Annotated in this window: 18 protein-coding genes; 6 read left to right on the top strand and 12 right to left on the bottom strand. The window is 59.2% G+C overall.

From position 1 onward, the window contains the following. Window positions 1-354: 354 nt before the first annotated feature. Window positions 355-1,032 carry a ribonuclease T gene (gene rnt, locus AC3ISG_RS05635; protein WP_122536107.1) on the bottom strand — a complete coding sequence of 226 codons (678 nt, stop codon included), beginning with the start codon at window positions 1,030-1,032 and terminating at the stop codon, window positions 355-357. Next, window positions 1,029-2,075: a dihydroorotase gene (gene pyrC, locus AC3ISG_RS05640; protein WP_489298698.1), complete on the bottom strand. Its 1,047-nt coding sequence runs from the start codon at window positions 2,073-2,075 to the stop codon at window positions 1,029-1,031. The genes rnt and pyrC overlap by 4 nt, the downstream gene beginning before the upstream one ends. Window positions 2,076-2,219: 144 nt before the next feature. Here pyrC and AC3ISG_RS05645 point away from each other — a divergent pair, with 144 nt between their 5' ends. Together AC3ISG_RS05645 and AC3ISG_RS05650 are read left to right on the top strand one after the other, a co-directional pair. After that, a complete protein-coding gene (locus AC3ISG_RS05645) occupies window positions 2,220-3,206 on the top strand; it encodes a flagellar protein MotY (RefSeq protein ID WP_272630794.1) in 987 nt (328 codons plus the stop codon). Window positions 3,207-3,336: 130 nt separating this feature from the next. Continuing rightward, on the top strand, window positions 3,337-4,554 hold the full coding sequence (locus AC3ISG_RS05650; RefSeq protein WP_065992560.1) for an argininosuccinate synthase: 1,218 nt from the start codon (window positions 3,337-3,339) through the stop codon (window positions 4,552-4,554). A 170-nt stretch (window positions 4,555-4,724) separates the two neighbouring features. On the opposite strand, the gene AC3ISG_RS05655 is transcribed toward AC3ISG_RS05650, so the two are convergent. After that, the gene (locus AC3ISG_RS05655) at window positions 4,725-5,279 is read right to left on the bottom strand and encodes a hypothetical protein (protein ID WP_489298699.1); all 555 of its coding nucleotides are present in this window, start codon (window positions 5,277-5,279) and stop codon (window positions 4,725-4,727) included. Between the two features lie 1,146 nt (window positions 5,280-6,425). Here AC3ISG_RS05655 and AC3ISG_RS05660 point away from each other — a divergent pair. Then, window positions 6,426-7,052, top strand: coding sequence for a response regulator transcription factor (locus tag AC3ISG_RS05660; RefSeq protein ID WP_037012286.1), 627 nt, complete (start codon window positions 6,426-6,428; stop codon window positions 7,050-7,052). Between the two features lie 100 nt (window positions 7,053-7,152). Here the strand turns inward: AC3ISG_RS05660 and AC3ISG_RS05665 are convergent, their stop codons facing one another. From AC3ISG_RS05665 to metG, 4 genes are all read right to left on the bottom strand, one after another. Continuing rightward, entirely contained in the window at window positions 7,153-7,335 is a 183-nt protein-coding gene (locus AC3ISG_RS05665; RefSeq protein ID WP_122536111.1) for a PA3496 family putative envelope integrity protein, read from the bottom strand. A gap of 105 nt (window positions 7,336-7,440) precedes the next feature. After that, window positions 7,441-8,079 (bottom strand): endonuclease III, encoded by a 639-nt coding sequence (nth, locus tag AC3ISG_RS05670; RefSeq protein WP_122622331.1) that lies wholly within the window; start codon window positions 8,077-8,079, stop codon window positions 7,441-7,443. Further along, window positions 8,076-8,930 (bottom strand): electron transport complex subunit RsxB, encoded by an 855-nt coding sequence (gene rsxB / locus AC3ISG_RS05675; RefSeq protein ID WP_122536113.1) that lies wholly within the window; start codon window positions 8,928-8,930, stop codon window positions 8,076-8,078. The genes nth and rsxB overlap by 4 nt, the downstream gene beginning before the upstream one ends. A 67-nt stretch (window positions 8,931-8,997) precedes the next feature. Continuing rightward, a complete protein-coding gene (gene metG / locus AC3ISG_RS05680; protein WP_122622330.1) occupies window positions 8,998-11,046 on the bottom strand; it encodes a methionine--tRNA ligase in 2,049 nt (682 codons plus the stop codon). Between the two features lie 183 nt (window positions 11,047-11,229). Here metG and apbC point away from each other — a divergent pair, with 183 nt between their 5' ends. Continuing rightward, window positions 11,230-12,324 (top strand): iron-sulfur cluster carrier protein ApbC, encoded by a 1,095-nt coding sequence (gene apbC / locus AC3ISG_RS05685; RefSeq protein ID WP_122622329.1) that lies wholly within the window; start codon window positions 11,230-11,232, stop codon window positions 12,322-12,324. A 166-nt stretch (window positions 12,325-12,490) separates the two neighbouring features. On the opposite strand, the gene AC3ISG_RS05690 is transcribed toward apbC, so the two are convergent. Further along, window positions 12,491-12,700 carry a cold-shock protein gene (locus AC3ISG_RS05690; protein ID WP_002554837.1) on the bottom strand — a complete coding sequence of 70 codons (210 nt, stop codon included), beginning with the start codon at window positions 12,698-12,700 and terminating at the stop codon, window positions 12,491-12,493. 310 nt (window positions 12,701-13,010) lie between these two features. Between AC3ISG_RS05690 and dcd the strand changes: the two genes are divergently transcribed. After that, complete coding sequence (gene dcd, locus AC3ISG_RS05695) at window positions 13,011-13,577, top strand: dCTP deaminase (protein ID WP_074889011.1); 567 nt, start codon at window positions 13,011-13,013, stop codon at window positions 13,575-13,577. A gap of 109 nt (window positions 13,578-13,686) precedes the next feature. Next, the gene (locus AC3ISG_RS05700; RefSeq protein ID WP_122536116.1) at window positions 13,687-13,908 is read left to right on the top strand and encodes a hypothetical protein; all 222 of its coding nucleotides are present in this window, start codon (window positions 13,687-13,689) and stop codon (window positions 13,906-13,908) included. A 49-nt stretch (window positions 13,909-13,957) separates the two neighbouring features. Here AC3ISG_RS05700 and pdeM read toward each other — a convergent pair whose 3' ends face one another. The 4 genes from pdeM to AC3ISG_RS05720 form a co-directional block, all read right to left on the bottom strand. Further along, complete coding sequence (pdeM, locus tag AC3ISG_RS05705; protein ID WP_489298700.1) at window positions 13,958-14,614, bottom strand: ligase-associated DNA damage response endonuclease PdeM; 657 nt, start codon at window positions 14,612-14,614, stop codon at window positions 13,958-13,960. Then, complete coding sequence (locus AC3ISG_RS05710) at window positions 14,611-17,103, bottom strand: ligase-associated DNA damage response DEXH box helicase (RefSeq protein WP_122536118.1); 2,493 nt, start codon at window positions 17,101-17,103, stop codon at window positions 14,611-14,613. The genes pdeM and AC3ISG_RS05710 overlap by 4 nt, the downstream gene beginning before the upstream one ends. 279 nt (window positions 17,104-17,382) lie before the next feature. Continuing rightward, window positions 17,383-18,147, bottom strand: a complete 765-nt coding sequence (locus AC3ISG_RS05715; protein WP_065992575.1) for an ABC transporter ATP-binding protein — start codon at window positions 18,145-18,147, stop codon at window positions 17,383-17,385. Between the two features lie 12 nt (window positions 18,148-18,159). Then, the gene (locus tag AC3ISG_RS05720; RefSeq protein WP_489298701.1) at window positions 18,160-19,278 is read right to left on the bottom strand and encodes a succinylglutamate desuccinylase/aspartoacylase family protein; all 1,119 of its coding nucleotides are present in this window, start codon (window positions 19,276-19,278) and stop codon (window positions 18,160-18,162) included. Between the last annotated feature and the right edge of the window lie 9 nt (window positions 19,279-19,287).

Here is a 19,287-nt window from a genome sequence, read left to right on the forward strand (position 1 = left end):
CAAGAGCAGATCAGAAGCAGTACAAGAGCTTCCCGGCTGAAGCCGATCCAACGGGTCGTACGCGACGTGCTTTTTAGTGGGACCGGCTTCAGCCGGGAAGGGGCCAGTCGGGACGCTGAACGTCGTTTGATCGTTCCCGCGCTCTGCGTGGGCATGCATCCTGTGACGCTCCGCGTCACCTGTAGCCGTTCCCGCTGAATGCACGCGCTGCTTTTACTGGGACCGGCTTTAGCCGGGAAGGGGCCAGTCCGGGCACTGACGGAGTTTGAGCCGATCACTGCCTTTCGATCTCCGTCCCATAAAAAAACCGGCCACTTAGGCCGGTTCATTCATTCATTGCACAGCAACATCGACTCAGTCGTTGAAGTCGTGCCAGCCGCCCATTTCTTTCCAGCGGTTGACGATGCCGCAGAACAGCTCGGCGGTTTTCTCGGTGTCGTAACGGGCCGAATGGGCCTCGCGACCGTCGAAATCAATGTCCGCCGACTGGCAGGCTTTGGCCAAAACAGTCTGACCGTACGCCAGGCCCGCCAGCGTCGCGGTGTCGAAGCTGGAGAACGGGTGGAACGGATTGCGCTTCATGTCCAGTCGCGCAACCGCTGCGTTGAGAAAGCCGAGGTCGAAGCTGGCATTGTGACCGACCAGAATGGCGCGCTTGCAGCCGTTGGCCTTCAGTGCCTTGCGGATGCCGCGGAAGATGTCCGTCAGCGCCGTTTCTTCACTCACGGCCATGCGCAGCGGGTGATCCAGTTTGATGCCGGTGAACTCCAGCGCCGCCGCTTCAACATTGGCGCCTTCGAAGGGCTCAACACGGAAGAAATACGTGTGGTCCGGAAAGACAAAGCCTTTCTCGTCCATGCCAATGGTCGTGGCTGCGATTTCCAGCAACGCATCGGTGGCGCAGTTGAATCCGCCTGTTTCTACGTCAACGACCACAGGCAGGTAACCGCGAAAACGGGCAGCCATCGGGTGCCGGGACCCTGTACCGCCACCGGAGCCTTCTTGCTCGTCTTCATAATGTTCTTCACTCACGCGTGTTGCTCCAGCAGACGCCAGCGCAGTCTTTCACCGGCGCGCAGCGGGATGACAGAAAGCTCGCCAAACGGCAGGCTGGCGGGGGCCGTCCACTCGTCACGAACCAGGGTAATAGTGTCGGTATTGGTCGGCAGGCCATAGAACGCCGGGCCGTGCAGACTGGCAAAACCTTCCAGCTTGTCCAGCGCATTGCGTGATTCAAATGCCTCGGCGTAAAGCTCGATGGCGGCAAACGCGGTATAGCAGCCGGCGCAACCGCACGCCGCTTCTTTCGCGTGCTGCGCATGGGGCGCGGAGTCCGTGCCGAGGAAGAACTTGCTGTTGCCGCTGGTGGCGGCATCCAGCAGGGCGACCTGGTGGGTATTGCGCTTGAGAATCGGCAGGCAGTAGAAGTGAGGGCGAATGCCGCCCACCAGCATATGGTTGCGGTTGTACAGCAAATGGTGGGCAGTGATGGTTGCGCCCACATTGGCCGACGCTTCATTGACGAACTGCACGGCGTCTGCGGTAGTGATGTGTTCGAACACCACTTTCAGCGTCGGAAAACGCTCGACGACACGACGCATGTGCTCGTCGATAAAAATCTTTTCGCGGTCGAACACGTCGATGTCGCCGCGGGTCACTTCGCCGTGGATGAGCAGCGGCATGCCCACTTCGGCCATCGCCTCAAGCACCGGGAATATCTTGTCGACGCTGGTCACGCCCGAATCGGAATTAGTGGTGGCGCCTGCCGGGTACAACTTGGCGGCGTAGACGAAACCACTGGCCTTCGCGGCGCGAATTTCTTCGGGCTGCGTCAGGTCGGTGAGGTAAAGCACCATCAGCGGCTCGAAACGGCTGCCTTGCGGGCGCGCGGCGAGGATGCGCTGACGATAGGCGTCTGCTTGCTCTGCGTTGCGTACCGGCGGCACGAGGTTCGGCATGATGATCGCGCGGCCAAAAGTGCGCGCTACGTCGGCGACGGTGTGAGGCAAAACAGCGCCATCTCGAAGATGGATGTGCCAGTCGTCGGGGCGCAGGAGGGTCAGGCGTTCGGACATTGGGGATTCCAGGCGGGTCAAACTCGCTGGGAATGCTACCGGAAAAGACTCCTCCAGGCACTCGCTATCAAGTTTTGCGGGAAGTTACCGATAGCCACGTGTAAGTCATAAATCTTGTTACACGTGAATTTAGTGGAGCCTCCCGTGCGCCAGCGATATCTAGCCCTGCTCAGCGCGTTTGCCAGCCTGCCGGCCATGGCGCTCACTTTCCAGACGCGTCTGGAGAATATTGAGTGGAAGGTGGAAGGCGATCAGTTCGAATGCAGACTGACTCAACCTATCGCCGATTTCGGTGCGGGCGAGTTCGTGCGGCGCGCGGGCGAACAGCCGACGTTTCGCTTGAAAGCAAATGGCTACAGTCTGGCATCCGGGTCGGCCATGTTGATTGCCGCGGCGGCGCCGTGGCAGCCGGGGCGCAGCGATCTCAATCTTGGCGCGGTAAAAGTCAGCAGCGGCGAGATTCCTTTCAATACCAATCAGGCCCAGGCCACGCGGTTGATCGCGGGCCTGATGGAAGGGCGCAGTCCGGTGATTCGTCACTCACTGCGTGATGGCGGGGGCGCCATGGAAGTCCGTCTGCTGCCGGTCAAATTCAGCAAGGCCTACGGCGATTTTCAAGTGTGTACGGCGAAGCTGTTGCCGATGAATTTCGAACAGGTGCGGCAATCCGAGATCGGCTTCCCCGGCGGCGGCATCGAGTTGGATGCCTCCGCCAAGCGCAAGCTGGACACCGTGCTGGCTTATATGAAAGCCGATCCGACGGTCAATCACGTCGAACTGGACGGTCACTCCGATAACAGCGGCAACCGGTTGACCAACCGCGATCTGTCGCGGCGCCGTGCGCTGTCGGTCATGGACTACCTTAAAGCCCAGGGCATCCCGGAAGAACAGATCACCTTGCGCTTCCACGGCGAGCAGTACCCGCTGGCGCCTAACACCAACAACGCCAACCGCGCGCGCAACCGCCGAGTGAATATCCACCTGGAGCGTGTGGCGCAGCAGACTCCAGCCGTGCCGCCGGCTGCTGCACCTGCTCCGATACCGGCCCCGGTGCCTGCGCCTGCCGCAACCCCAACCCCTGGCGCTGCGCCTGTTACAGCGGCAAGTGCGGCCCCCGCCAAGGCCTCTTGACCAAGGGCGGTAAAGTCGTCTGACTGACAGAATCTGTCGCTTTGCCGTCAGAAGCTGTCGCGACACTGTAAATTCCCGCGCGTGATCGGTAGACTCGTCGGTTTTCCGTACAACGCGTTGGAGTGATGGCATGGCGGACGTAAACAAGGTAGTTCTCGCGTATTCCGGTGGCCTGGATACTTCGGTAATCCTCAAGTGGCTGCAAGATACGTACAACTGCGAGGTGGTGACCTTCACCGCTGACCTGGGTCAGGGCGAAGAAGTCGAGCCAGCACGCGCCAAGGCGCAAGCCATGGGCGTCAAGGAAATCTACATCGACGACCTGCGCGAAGAATTCGTGCGTGATTTCGTGTTCCCGATGTTCCGCGCCAACACCGTCTACGAAGGCGAGTACCTGCTGGGTACTTCCATCGCGCGTCCCCTGATCGCCAAGCGCCTCATCGAAATCGCCAACGAAACTGGCGCTGACGCCATTTCTCACGGCGCCACCGGCAAAGGCAACGACCAGGTCCGCTTCGAGCTGGGTGCTTATGCGCTCAAGCCTGGTGTGAAAGTCATTGCGCCATGGCGTGAGTGGGACCTGCTGTCCCGCGAGAAGCTGATGGACTACGCCGAGAAGCACGCCATCCCGATCGAGCGTCACGGCAAGAAAAAATCACCGTACTCCATGGACGCCAACCTGCTGCACATCTCTTATGAGGGTGGCGTGCTGGAAGACACCTGGACCGAGCACGAAGAAGACATGTGGCGGTGGACAGTGTCGCCGGAAAACGCGCCGGACAAGCCGCAGTACCTGGAACTGACCTACCGCAACGGCGACATCGTGGCACTGGACGGCGTTGAAATGACTCCGGCCACCGTACTCGCCACCTTGAACCGCATTGGCGGCGAGCACGGCATCGGTCGTCTGGACATCGTCGAAAACCGCTACGTCGGTATGAAATCCCGCGGCTGCTACGAGACCCCGGGCGGCACTATCATGCTGCGTGGTCACCGTGCGATCGAATCGATCACCCTGGACCGCGAAGTCGCTCACCTGAAAGACGAGCTGATGCCCAAGTACGCCAGCCTGATCTACACCGGTTACTGGTGGAGCCCTGAGCGTCTGATGCTGCAGCAAATGATCGATGCGTCGCAGGCCCACGTGAATGGCGTCGTGCGCTTGAAGCTTTATAAGGGCAATGTAATCGTGACCGGTCGCAAGTCCGACGAGTCGCTGTTCGATGCCAACATCGCGACGTTCGAAGAAGACGGCGGCGCGTATAACCAGGCAGACGCTGCTGGCTTCATCAAGCTCAACGCGCTGCGCATGCGTATTGCGGCGAACAAGGGCCGCAAGTTGTTCTGATCGCTGTCGTGACTGGAGTGCAGCCCTTGTTTCGGGGCTGCACTCATTAAGCGTCCACCCGTGTGTCGTTGGTGGTTCACCTGCAAACCTTCCTGATCCCTACTTCGGCCGATTATTTGCCGCGCTTACGGACGGTGAAATACGCCCTCTCGCTTTCCATTACGCCTGAGTCATGTTGGTAAATCGGTCTCGTCGTCGATGATTTTCTCAGCCATTTCCCCCTGGGAAGTTGTTCGAAACTCAAAACGATAGGCTTTGCCGATGTCCCAGATATCGCGTATCCCGACGCCCAATAGTTGAGCGATTTCCGGAACGGTATAGCCCAAAGCCGAGTAATGCATGGCATGTCCGGCAGTAGCATCGTTTATCGTGGCGGGCTCTCTTTGCCGAGACGTACGTGACCGGCGAACAGGTTGGCAATAGCGGATCTTCAGGCCGTTCTCGCTCGCCAGGCGCTTGATGTCCTTCTGGTTCATGCGCAGCGAGTACTGCAACGCGGCAACCCCGGCTCCCTTGGCCACAAGCCCCTTGAGCAGATCGACCTTGGTGCACAGTTCCGCCTCCGGGTCGGCCTCCCGGGTTTGTCTGGATGCCTCGCTCTCCCGTGACTCACCTTCTGCGATGACGTTGATCACGCCGCCCTGGGAAACGTACTGCTCAACCGCCTCCGCCAGTTTGATAGGGTCACTGCTTGCGCCAATGGAGTATTTTATTTTCTTGGTCATGGTAGGTTCCTTTGAACATATCAACTAAACAGCCTTTACTGCCGGGACGTTCATGCTTAACAGCGTTTAAATACTGAATGGCTTATTCATGCCGATGAGTGGCCTGCGCCCGGCCTTCTGCCTAATGAAGCATCAGCCTTTATATGCGCAATAATTTTATATCGTGATAAGTGCCACTAATTAACGGCGGATTGAACCTTTCGCTCATCAAAAAGTAACGACTGGTAATAGATTTGGCAAGTAAAAATCTTAAAAATCTCTGGTTTGCTTTTTAAGCGCTTAACGTAATTTTCTCGGCGGTAATAATAATCCGTTAGTTATGTAGTATTTTTCTGGAATGGCTTGAGGGTGCTGGAAGTTGTGGGCTGAATAGTATTACGTGAGAGGCGGGGCAGCCCCGTTGTTCCAAAGGCGTGGTGTAATGCAATCGCTGTTTGCTAAGTGGTACTGAACCGGCGACGGTTAAGTGGCGTAACTTTGTCCCATTCCTGATCCCGTGAGCACGGAGTGACGGGTTGAAAGTTAATCCTGGTTGTTCGGAAATTTCTGAACGCGTCGTAGGTCCTTTCGAGCTTTTAATATGTAATCAAACTCGTCAAGCACCCGTCTGTCATTTAACGAGGTGTGTACGTTCGCCAAGGCTGTTCATGGCCTGCAATATTTTATGATTTTTGTTTGCTGGCACCCCGGGCAGATGGGCATATGCTGAGGCCATAACGCTCGGGGTAAAGAGTTGTACGCCATGGGCCCGAGGCAAAATGTTAAAGAGGAACCTGTTATCGCGAGCGTCACGGTAAGCCATGGGTTTGCGCCTGTTCAAACCGGGCGGCGGCGCCAGCAGGTCGTCGATAGACCTTAGGACAACTCGACGCATCAACCGCCATTTATATAGCGATAAATGCTCAGCGAATTCAGGCTTCAAAAATTATCACTTGCGGTCTTGGACATTATGCGGTCACGTACCGAGACTGGATTGACCATCGTTAAAAATAGTGCGGATAGGGCAGGTTTTGTAGGATTTTTCTGTTGGTTGAGTGAGAAAGGTCTTTGCCTGCTGATCTGCAGGGAGGAGCGCCATGCAAAGCACTAAACGACTAAGCTATTGTGCGGGCTCTGAAAATTCGAACAGCGAAGAATGGACTGCTCATGAATAAAGTGTTGATCGTGGATGATCACCCTGTCATTAGGCTCGCCGTGCGCATGTTGATGGAACGCCATGGCTACGAAGTCATTGCCGAGACGGACAACGGCGTGGATGCGTTACAACTGGCGCGGGAGCACCTGCCGGACATTGTCATTCTGGACATCGGCATCCCCAAGCTCGACGGTCTGGAGGTCATCGCCCGATTGTCGGCCATGACGCTGGCCTTCAAAGTGCTGATCCTTACCTCTCAAGCGCCAGGGCATTTTTCAATGCGCTGCATGCAGGCAGGTGCGGCGGGGTATGTCTGCAAGCAGCAGGATCTGACCGAATTGCTCAGCGCCATCAAGGCCGTGTTGTCCGGTTACAGTTATTTCCCCAACCAGGCACTGCATACGGTGCGCTCCAGTCTCGGCAATGCCAGCGAGGCGGAGATGGTGGATCGTTTATCGGGAAGGGAAATGATGGTGTTGCAGCAGTTGGCCCGTGGCAAGACCAACAAGGAGATTGCCGACGGCATGTTTCTAAGCAACAAGACCGTCAGCACCTACAAAACGCGTCTGTTGCTCAAGCTCAATGCGCATTCGCTGGTGGACCTCATCGAGCTCGCGCAACGTAACGGGCTGGTTTGATGGCCGTGGAACCTTGTCGTATTGAGGTGCGTTATCGGCTTGATTTTTTTGCCCAGCCTCTCAGCAGGAGAGGCCTTCAGGCAAGCGTGGCGAGGCACAGTCAGAAATCGAAATCGTAGTCTGCAAGCTGCCTCTGCAACCGACGCTCTTCGAGCAGGTTATCGATGGTGCGGCGCTTGCCAAGATTGGTCTTGGCGGTCTCTACCGGTACGGCTGGGACTTCCTCCGGCTCTTCGATCACGAAGTCGTCGTCGACTTCGATGGTGTCTTTTTCATCGCTCATGATGCAGCCTCAGGCGTGAACAGTCGTTGGCGCCTCTTATAGCGACAAACCTCGCTTGGGTAAAAAAGATTTTTTTAATCGATCAAAGCCCGGAGACGCTATCGTTCAATCGTCAGAGGTCTTGGCCTTGTACTCGCAAAGGTCCTCGATTCTGCAACTGCCACACCTGGGCTTGCGCGCAACACACACATAACGTCCGTGAAGGATCAGCCAGTGATGCGCATCCATGAGGTAATCCCTGGGCACGAATTTCATCAGTTTGTTTTCAACTTCCACCACATTCTTCCCGGGCGCGATGCCGGTGCGGTTGCTGACCCGGAAGATATGCGTGTCGACCGCCATTGCCAACTGGCGAAACGCCGTGTTCAAGACGACGTTGGCGGTCTTGCGGCCTACGCCGGGCAGTGCTTCAAGGGCCTCTCGGTTTTGCGGCACTTCCCCTCCGTGCCGTTCAATCAGCAGACGGCACGTTTCGATCACGTTTCGCGCCTTGCTGTTGTAAAGGCCAATGGTCCTGATATATGCAGACAAACCCTCGACACCCAACGCGTAAATCGCCTGAGGCGTATTGGCGACGGGGTAGAGACGCGCCGTAGCCTTGTTGACGCTGACATCTGTGGCTTGCGCCGAGAGAATCACGGCGATCAGGAGCTCGAATGGCGTGGTGTAGGCCAGTTCCGTTTTTGGATCGGGATTGTCTTCGTGCAGGCGACGAAAGATCTCAAGGCGTTTGACGGCGTTCATGGGGTAGGCGTTTCCTGAGAAGACGGTGCCGAGAGCGCCAGTTCCTGCAACTGGGCGAGCGCATGCTCTGCCTCGTCGAGGCCGCGCTGCAACTGCACGAGTTGTGCGGCTTGTTCGGCAATCGGCGGGTGACCAAAGGCCTTCAACGATTTCAGCAATTGGGCTCTGCTCATCGCGACTTGGGCGCGGGCCCGTTTCAACGCCGCGTCACCGCCAGTGGAAGGGCTGGAACGAAGCCGCGCCAGTGCGGCCTGCGCCGGGTCTGGCTGGATAACAGTGGGGGTGGCAGATCGCAACTGGCGAGTCTGGCGCTCGACCTGGCGTCGCTGTTCATCGCGCTGCAGGCGAGCCGAGCGCGCGTCAAAGCGTTGCCGTGCCCGACCGCGTTTGACGGCTCTGACTAGTTGTTGCGCTTCATCCATCGCGCAATCACCAATAAACGGCACTGAGGTCGTCGGCAGCGGCAGCATGTCGATGCAGTCGACCGGACAGGGCGCAACGCACAGGTCGCATCCGGTGCATTCCTCAATGATGACGGTGTGCATCAGTTTGGCAGCGCCGACGATCGCGTCCACGGGACAGGCCTGGATGCATTTGGTGCAACCGATGCACTCGGCCTCTCGAATAAACGCAACCTGCGCCGGCGCGATGCCCCGTTCGATGTCCAGTTGCAGCACCGGCACGTTCAGCAGTCGAGCCAGTGCCGCGATGGTCTCGTCGCCACCGGGTGGACACTTGTTGATGGCTTCGCCGCTCGCAATGCCTTCGGCGTAGGGTTGGCAGCCTGGATGGCCACACTTTCCGCATTGGGTTTGCGGCAGCAGGGCGTCGATGCGCTGAATCAGGCTCATGCTTGGACCAGATCGACGACCCGGGCGGGCCGTCGATAACGTGCAGAATGTGACGGTTGGGGTCGGGTTACTTGATGCGCTGACCGGGGATGGCGCCGCTGTCAGGGCTCAGCAGGTAAATTTCTTCACCGCCAGGACCTGCGGCCATCACCATGCCTTCGGAAATACCAAAACGCATTTTCCGCGGCTTCAGGTTGGCGATCATCATGGTCAATCGACCCTCCAGCTCCGCCGGGTTCGGGTAAGCGCTCTTGATGCCGGAGAAGACGTTGCGCTTCTCGTCGCCGATGTCCAGCGTCAGGCGCAGCAGCTTGTCGGCGCCTTCAACGTGCTCGGCTTTCTCGATCAGCGCGACACGCAGGTCAATGGCCGCGAAGGCGTCGAAGTCGATCTCAGGGGAGAGCGGGTCTTTCGTCAGCTCGCCATTGCCCTGCGGCGCCGCACCTGTGTCGGTGGCGCTGGCGGCCAGGTCTTCTTTCGATGCGTGCGTCATGGCTTCCACTTTTACGGGGTCGATACGGGTCATCAGCGGCTGGAACGGGTTGAGCTGATGATTGCTCAACAGCGTCTGGTGATCATTCCAGGTCAATGGCGGAACGTTGAGGAACTGCTCGGCGTCTGCGGCCAGGTTCGGCAGCACAGGCTTGAGGAAGATCACCAACTGGCGGAACAGATTGATGCCCAGGGCGCAGATCGCCTGAACCTCGTCTTGTTTACCTTCCTGCTTGGCCAGCGACCAGGGCGCCTTGTCGGCGATCCAGGCGTTGGCGCGGTCCGCCAGCGCCATGATTTCGCGCATCGCACGGGCAAAGTCACGCGCCTCGTAGGCATCGGCAATGCTTGGCGCTGCGGCATGAAAAGCGTCGGTCAATTCGGGCTCGGCATTGCCGGCCACCAGCAAGCCTGCGTTGCCTTTCTGAATGAACCCCGCGCAACGGCTGGCGATGTTTACCACCTTGCCGATCAGGTCAGAGTTAACCTTCTGCACAAAGTCTTCAAGGTTCAGGTCGAGATCGTCGACGCCACGGCCCAGTTTGGCCGCGTAGTAGTAACGCAGGTATTCCGGCGACAGGTGCTCAAGGTACGTGCGTGCCTTGATGAAGGTGCCGCGGGATTTCGACATCTTCTGGCCGTTGACGGTCAGGTAGCCGTGCACGTTGATGCCTGTAGGCTTGCGGAATCCCGAACCTTCGAGCATTGCCGGCCAGAACAGCGCATGGAAGTTGACGATGTCTTTGCCGATGAAGTGGTAAAGCTCGGTGGTCGAGTCCTTGCGCCAGAACGCATCGAAGTCCAGTTCCGGACGGCGCGCACAGAGGTTCTTGAAGCTCGCCATGTAGCCGATGGGAGCATCCAGCCACACGTAGAAATATTTGCCCGGCTCGTCGGGGATTTCGAAGCCGAAATACGGCGCATCGCGGGAGATGTCCCACTGCTGCAGGCCGGAATCGAGCCATTCGGCGATTTTGTTCGCCACGGCGTCCTGCAGCGTGCCGCTTCGCGTCCAGCTTTTCAGCATGGCGTCGAACGCGGGCAGGTCGAAGAAGAAATGCTTGGAGTCCCGAAGCACCGGCGTCGCACCGGAAATCGCGGACTTGGGATCTTTCAGATCAGTCGGGGCGTAGGTCGCGCCGCACTTTTCGCAGTTGTCGCCGTACTGATCCTCGGTACCGCATTTCGGGCAGGTGCCTTTGATGAAGCGGTCGGCCAGGAACATCTTCTTTTCCGGGTCGAAATATTGCGTCACGGAGCGCGTGGCGATGTGGCCGGCGTCGCGAAGGCGTTTGTAGATCTCGCTCGACAGCTCACGATTTTCTTCGGCATGGGTCGAGTGGAAGTTGTCGAAATCCACCAGGAAGTCAGCGAAGTCGGCACTGTGCTCGGCCTGCACGTTGGCGATCAACTGCTCGGGCGTGATGCCTTCTTTCTCGGCGCGCAGCATGATGGCCGAGCCATGGGCGTCATCCGCGCACACGTAAATGCACTGATTGCCACGGTGCTTTTGAAAGCGCACCCACATGTCGGTCTGGATGTACTCGAGCATGTGGCCAAGGTGAATGGAACCATTGGCATAGGGCAGGGCGCTGGTGACGAGAATCTTGCGTGGCTCGGACATTGGGCTCGGCTACTTGAAGTGAAACGGAGGTCGGCCACTATAAAGGCCTGAGCGTTTTTTTTCATCCCGCGCTGCATGTCGGAATCTGCCGATGTGCTTGAAAGGAAACGTCGTTGCGTTCTTTATCGGGCATACAAGGTAGGATGGCCGCCTGTTTTAGTCAGTCTTTATAGGGAGTCACCCATGAGCGCTGTCAATCGCGCAACGGTGGAAGCCGTCCTTCGCCAGTACACCGATCCTTACTTGAATCAGGACCCGGTCAGCGCCGGGTGTGTCCGCGCCATCGAGATCGACGGCGACCGCGTGAGTGTCCAGCTGGAACTGGGCTACGCGGCCGCGCTGTTCAAGAACGGCTGGGCGCAGATGCTGCAGATGGCGATTGAAGGACTGGATGGCGTCGCATCGGCCAGCGTCCAGATCACTTCCGTGATTAACCCTCACAAAGCCCTCGGCCAGATCCCCGGCCTGGCCAACGTGAAGAACATCGTTGCCGTTGCGTCGGGCAAGGGTGGCGTCGGTAAATCCACAACGGCGGCCAACCTGGCGTTGGCGCTTTCCCGGGAAGGCGCGCGGGTGGGCATTCTCGATGCCGATATCTACGGCCCGAGCCAGGGCGTCATGTTCGGCATCGCCGAAGGCACCCGTCCGAAGATCAAGGACCAGAAGTGGTTCGTGCCGATCGAGGCCCATGGCATCGAAGTGATGTCCATGGCTTTTCTGACCGACGACAACACACCGATGGTCTGGAGAGGGCCGATGGTGTCGGGTGCGCTGCTGCAACTGGTGACCCAGACCGCCTGGAATGATCTGGATTATCTGGTCATCGATATGCCGCCCGGCACCGGCGATATCCAGCTCACCCTCGCGCAGAAGGTCCCGGTTGCAGGCGCAGTCATTGTTACAACCCCGCAGGACCTCGCGTTGCTGGACGCGAAGAAAGGCGTGGAGATGTTCCGCAAGGTCAACATCCCGGTGCTGGGCGTCGTTGAGAACATGGCCGTGCACATCTGCTCGAACTGCGGGCACGCCGAGCATTTGTTTGGCGAAGGTGGGGGGGAGAAGTTGGCCACGCAGTACGGCGTTGAGCTCTTGGCCTCGCTGCCGTTGTCCATGCTGATTCGCGAGCAGGCCGATGGCGGTAAGCCCACGGCGATTGCCGAGCCGGAGAGTCAGATTGCAATGGTGTATCAAGAACTGGCGCGTCATGTCGGCGCACGAATCGTGCTGCAGGAAGCCGCGACTGCAGAGATGCCGAACATCTCCGTGAGCGACGATTGATGCGCTAAGACAGAAGCCTGAAGACGCGATGTGCCGGATGCTCGGCATGTCGCGGTGATGAGATTTAAGGTAGAGGGAGCCGGTAGGGCGAGCGGAAATGCTTATTTGACAGGCATAAAAAAACCCCGCTTTTAAGGGCGGGGTCTTTTAAGCGAATCAGGACAAGTTAGATAACTTGAACTTCTTCAGCTTGCATGCCTTTCTGACCGCGGGTAGCGATGAAAGAGACCTGTTGGCCTTCTTTCAGGCTTTTGAAGCCGTCAGATTGGATAGCTTTGAAGTGAACGAACAGGTCGTCACCGGATTGTGGAGTGATGAAGCCGAAGCCTTTTTCATCGTTGAACCACTTAACGGTACCAGTTTGGCGATTAGACATGGTGTATCTCCTTGGACAAAGTTAACTGCGACTCAGGAAGTGCCCTGGCCGAGACTGAGTGCAAAGAGCAGGAAAAATTCTTGGAGATGGTTGGATCGAAATTCAACATCGTGTAGATATTCTCAGTGACACAAGCAACACAGTGGAGCCACCTTACCCCTTTTTCTCGGATGTGCAAAGGGGCTGCTTACGATTTTTTCTTGAGGTGGCTCAACGCCTTTAATGCGCCGGGTGCGCAATCTTTGAACCCGGGGCGTTCGACCGGTAAGATGCCGGACATCTTTTTCACCTCGCTATTCAGGACACCGCCATGAGCATCAAATCGGACAAGTGGATTCGCCGCATGGCGCAGGAACACGGCATGATCGAGCCGTTCGTGGAGCGTCAGGTGCGCGGCGAAGGCGCTGATCGAGTGATCTCTTTCGGCGTCTCCAGCTATGGCTACGACGTGCGTTGCGCGGACGAATTCAAGGTCTTCACCAACATCAATTCGGCCACTGTGGACCCGAAAAACTTCGATGAAAAAAGTTTTGTCGACGTTAAAAGCGATGTCTGCATCATCCCGCCGAACTCGTTTGCACTGGCGCGCACCGTCGAATATTTCCGCATCCCGCGCAACGTGCTGACTATCTGTCTGGGCAAGAGCACCTACGCCCGCTGCGGCATCATCGTCAACGTAACGCCGCTTGAGCCTGAATGGGAAGGCCACGTAACGCTGGAGTTCTCCAACACCACCACGCTGCCGGCGAAAATCTACGCTAACGAAGGCGTTGCACAGATGCTGTTTCTGGAATCCGACGAAGAGTGCGAGGTGTCCTACAAGGACCGTGGTGGCAAGTATCAAGGCCAACGCGGCGTGACGCTGCCCCGTACGTAATCACGCCATTTGTCTGCCACTCACTGAATTTGTCTCGAAATCCGCACTCTACTGACTGAACTGTTTCCATCCGCACCATGCGGATGGGGCCAACGCTCAGGAGTGCCCTATGAAGAGACACATCAACACCAGCAGCAATCAAACTGACCCGAGTCCCAATCAGGTTGGGTTGCTGGCTTGGTCGCTGTTAGCGCATCCACATCTTGATAACATGGTCGCCGGGGGCATTCCCGGGCAGCCAGACCCAGACAGTCCAAACGAATACCCTCAACCTGACGAAGGTGGCGTGCCGACGATCCCGGACGAGCCGCCACCCGCGCCGGTTGCCTGATTCATGTCCCGTCGGTGCCTGGCATCGGCGGGAGCACCTCCCTCACCATTCAAAACGCCTCCCACACCGCTCCATCCCCCACGACATAGATCTTGCTGTTTTCAGCCCGATCAATATTCATCCCTCCCGTAAACGCGCCGAACGCTGGCAGCAGGCTTACCCGTGGCAACACGTAGAAGCACGGCAGCCGTAATCGCTGACGTCCTCGTCCGTATAGTCGATAAGCCGGATGCACATGCCCCGCCAGAACGTGAAAGTCTGGGTGGGGATCAGGTTCGTGCTGCAGCGCATACGGCCCCAGAAACATGGGTTCCTCGACGACCTCCATGCGCAGCTCCGGTGGCGGGTCGCCTGCACGCTTGTCGTGGTTCCCCCGAATCAAGGTGATCGCCAGGTCATGGTGTCTGTCACGCCATGCCTGAATCGCCGCCAGGGTGCCAGCCGCGTGGGATTCCGGAGCGTGCAAAAAATCCCCCAGAAAGATTAGCCGGTCGCAGTCATAGCTCGCCAGCAGAGCATCCAGGCGCTGAAGGTTGGCATCCGTGGTGCCATGGGGCACTGGCTGGCCCAACCGCCGGTAGGCAGCGGCCTTGCCGAAGTGGGCGTCGGCGATCAACAGCGCGCGCTCTGCCGGGTAATAAATCGCTTTATCTGCCAGCAACCACAATTCCGCACCTGCCAGCTGAATCGACAGATATGGCCTCACGTCATGACCTCAGGCCCGGCGGCTTTTTCGAGGTCGCTGACCATGCGCGCGATACGGTCAGAAAGTTTTTCAGTGCTGAGGCTTTCGCGCATGCGTTCTACCAGCAGCGGGAAGGCCATCGGGGTGGGGCGTTTGATCACGTGCAAATCCAGGGTCCGGTTGTTGATGCGGCTGAGGGTCTGTTCGAGCCGGGCTACATCGAGTTCTTGCCGCAGCACTTCTTCCTGCGCCTGGGTCAGCAACAGGTTGCTTGCGTCGTACTGTTTGAACACTTCGAAGAATAGTCCGCTTGAGGCTTGCAGTTGTCGATTGCTCTTCGGAGCGCCGGGGTAGCCGGAGAACACCAGCCCGGCGATCCGGGCAATCTCGCGAAAGCGGCGCAGTGCAAGTTCGCCGGCGTTCAGGCTGGCGATGATATCGGCGAGCAGCTCGTCTTCGGAAAACAGCTGAGTCGTCAGGCGCTCATTCCAGTCGATCGGGGTGGCGCTGAGCAGCTCGAAGCCGTAGTCGTTCACAGCGATCGAGAAGGTCAGCGGCGTGTCACGGCTCAGCCGCCACGCCAGCAGGCTCGCCAACCCCAAGTGCACATGCCGCCCGGCGAAGGGGTAGAGAAACAAATGCCAGCCTTCCCGGGATTTAAGAACTTCCGCCAGCAGCGTGTCCTTGCGCGGCAACGCTGACCATTGCCGTTGCACTTCCAGCAGCGGGCTGACGATGTGCATCTCGGGGCTGCTGAAATCACCTCGCGCTGCCGCATCGAATTTCTCGACAACGGCGTCGGCCAGTTCGTTTGAGAGCGGCATCCGTCCGCCATTCCAGCGTGGGACGGCGGCTTTTTTGCCCGTAGCCTTTTTCACGTACGCGGTCATGTTCTCCACGCGCACCAGTTCCAGCAAACGGCCGCTGAACAAAAAGCCGTCTCCTGGTTTCAGTCGGGCGATGAAACCTTCTTCGACGCTGCCGAGGGATCCGCCTCCGCCGCCCTTGCTCCAATATTTCACGTTAATGCTGGCGTCGCTGACGATGGTGCCCACGCTCATGCGGTGGCGGCGGGCGAGGCGTGCATCAGGGACGCGCCAGATACCGTCTTCGTCCGGCTCGACGCGACGATAATCCGGGTACGCTGTCAGCGACAGGCCGCCATAGCGCACGAACGCCAGCGCCCATTCCCATTCTTCGTCGGTCAGATCGCGGTAGGCCCATGCGGTGCGAACTTCGGCTAATAGCGCGTCGGGGGTAAAGCCGCCACCGAGCGCCATGCTCACCAGATGTTGTACGAGGACATCCAGCGGCTTGTGGGGTGATTCCCGGGGTTCGATCAGACGCGCGTTGACGGCGTCGCGGGCCGCGGCAGCCTCGACCAGTTCCAGGCTATGGGTCGGCACCAGCGTGACCCGAGACGGCCGGCCTGGCGCGTGACCCGAACGTCCCGCACGCTGCATCAACCGCGCGACGCCCTTGGCCGAGCCGATCTGCAACACTCGCTCGACCGGCAGAAAATCTACGCCCAAGTCGAGGCTGGAGGTGCAGACCACGGCTTTCAGGTGGCCTTCTTTCAGCGCGCGTTCAACCCAGTCGCGGACTTCGCGGGACAGCGAGCCGTGATGCAGCGCGATCAGCCCGGCCCAGTCCGGCCGCGCTTCCAGCAGCGCCTGATACCAGACTTCCGACTGCGCGCGGGTATTGGTGAACAGCAGGCAACTGGAACTGCTGTCCACTTCGGCCAGCACTTGAGGCAGCATGCGCAACCCCATGTGACCGGCCCAGGGGAAGCGCTCGATGGACGGCGGCAGGAGCGTGTCGACGATCAATTCCTTGACCACTTTGCCGTGAACAGTGGTGCCGTGATCGCCCACCAGCACCTGTTGCGCGTGATCTTGATTGCCGAGGGTCGCGGAAAGGCCCCAGATGACCAGCTCGGGATTCCATTGGCGCAGCCTGGCCAGCGCCAGTTGCAATTGAATCCCGCGCTTGTTGCCGATCAACTCGTGCCATTCGTCGACGACGACCATTTTCAGCGTCGACATCGTCGCCTGGGCGTCGGCGCGGGTCAGCAGCAACGTCAGGCTCTCTGGCGTGGTGATCAGCGCGGAGGGCAGGCGGCGGCCCTGCCTGGCGCGTTCGCTGCTGCTGGTGTCACCGGTGCGCAGGCCGACGCTCCACGGGATCTGCAAATCCTGCAACGGACCTTCCAGCGCCCGGGCGGTGTCCGCGGCGAGGGCGCGCATGGGGGTAATCCACAGCACGCTGAGGGGCGCGGCGACGGGTTTGCGCTTGCGCGGCTTCAGCTCGGTCGGTTCAGGTGCAGGCCGGGCGAACTGGTTGAGGGCGGCAAACCACACCGAGTAGGTCTTGCCCGCGCCGGTGCTGGCGTGCAACAGACCCGACTCGCCCCGTGCCACGGCGGCCCAGACTTCTTTCTGGAAGGGAAAGGGTTTCCAGCCACGCTCGGCGAACCAGCGCTTGGCGAAATTGACAGCTTTTGGCATGCGCAGGCTCTGGGAGGGGTTAAGTCAGAGACCGCTGGGAGGGTGGATTAGTTTGATGGGATGTCCGTTTGGATTGGTTTGAGTGACTCGTTTTTTCCCTTGGACCGCGTTGTCGACTGTGAGGACAAATCCTGTGGGAGCGAGCTTGCTCGCGAATGCGGTGGGTCAGCAGCAAGGAAGCTGACTGACAGAATGCCTTCGCGAGCAAGCTCGCTCTCACAGGTTACGCGTGCGCTGAACCAGAGTGGGGTGTCAGCCCCGTATCTCTACAGCAAGTGACTATTTCAAATTTCCACTCAGAAACTGCTGCAAGCGCTCGCTCTTCGGGCTGCCCAGCACGTCGTCCGGGTGGCCCATTTCTTCGATCTGGCCCTGGTGCAGGAATACCACTTGATTGGCGACCTTGCGGGCGAAACCCATTTCGTGGGTCACGAGAATCATGGTCCGGCCTTCTTCGGCGAGGCCTTGAATGACCTTCAATACCTCACCAACCAGTTCAGGGTCGAGCGCCGAAGTGGGCTCGTCGAACAGCATGATTTCCGGCTCCATCGCCAGGGCGCGGGCGATGGCCACGCGCTGCTGCTGGCCGCCGGACAGGAATGCGGGGTATTGATCGGCGACGCGCGCGGGAAGCCCGACCTTGTCCAGGTATTTGCGCGCGCGGGCCTCAGCTTCGACCTTCGATACGCCCAACACCCGGCGCGGGGCCATGGTGATGTTTTCCAGCACCGTCATGTGGCTCCACAGGTTGAAGTGCTGAAACACCATCGCCAGCCGCGTGCGAATCCGCTGCAGCTCGGCCGGATCGGCGACGCGCATGCCGCCGGTGTCGCTGACCATGCGCACAGGCTGGCCGTCCAGGCTCATGGCGCCGTCATTGGGTTGCTCGAGAAAATTGATGCAGCGCAGGAACGTGCTCTTGCCCGAGCCGCTGGCGCCGATCAGGCAAATCACGTCGCCGACGCTGGCCTTGAGCGACACCCCTTTGAGCACCTCGTGGTCACCGTAGCTTTTATGCAGGCCATCGATGGTCAGTTTGTACATGAAGGGCAGTCCTCAAGGAGAAAGTAAGTAGCCGCTGCGGTAGGCTTCGGTGCCGGCAACATGGGCGATGACCATGCCGGCGGTCGCCATGCGTCGCAATGAGCGGGCGTACATAAGGCCCGCGTTGGCTGTGTGGATGGGGGTCACTGTGTCGCTGATCGGGTCGATGACCTCAGCGATCAACTGCCCCGCCTCGACGTATTCGCCGGGCAGTGTGCAGAACACCAGCAGACCGCCGACCGGCGTGGCGACAGGTTCGACGCCCGCCAGCGGTGTCGCCGGGTAAATCAGTTCAGGAGGCACAACCGGCTCGCCGACAATGGCGCCGCGGTGCATCAGGTAGCTGATGATTGCCTGACAATCGCGGCTGGCCAGGGCGTGATTGACGTCCCCCTGACCACGCAACTCCAGGGTCACGGAGAAACTGCCCAGCGGAATCGGGAAGCGTTTGGCAAAACGCTGCTGCAGTTGCCACCAGACCAGCGTGAAGCATTCGTCGAACGACTGCCCGCCGGAATCGGTTGCCAGCAGGCTCGCCTGTGCGCCGAGGTAACGCGACAGCGGCTCGACCTGGGGCCAGGCCTCAGGCGTGGTGTACAGGTGCTCGACGGATTCGAAATCACAGTGCAGGTCCAGCACCACGTCGGCGTCACAGGCCAGCCGTTGCAACGTGAGGCGCTGGGACTCCAGCTGGGTGCTGCCGACGCAGTTATTCAGTGCGGCGAGCAAGGTTTTGCGAATCAGCGTGACGTTGTCTTCGGGGTCATCGGTCAGCAGCGCTTCGACTTCATCGCCCACCTGCTGACCGAGGTCGACGAAGCGGCGGTTGAAGTTCTGCCCGCTCTCTAGCTCGTAGCGGCCCAGCGGCATGTCCATCAGAACCTGCTCCAGACCGACGGGGTTGGCCACGGGAACGACCACGACTTCGCCGAGCAGCTGACCGGCGTTTTCGAGTTCGGCCAGCCGTTGCTTCAAATACCAGGACACCAGCATGCCCGGCAGCTCGTCGGCGTGCAGGGACGACTGGATGTAAACCTTACAGGCGCCGGTTTCCGGGCCGTAGTGAAAGCTGTGGATCTGCCGCGCGGTGCCGGGCACCGGGGCCAGCAGATCATGGGTCTGGTGTCGCATGCAGGGTTC

This window comes from Pseudomonas sp. GL_135 (assembly GCF_057834665.1).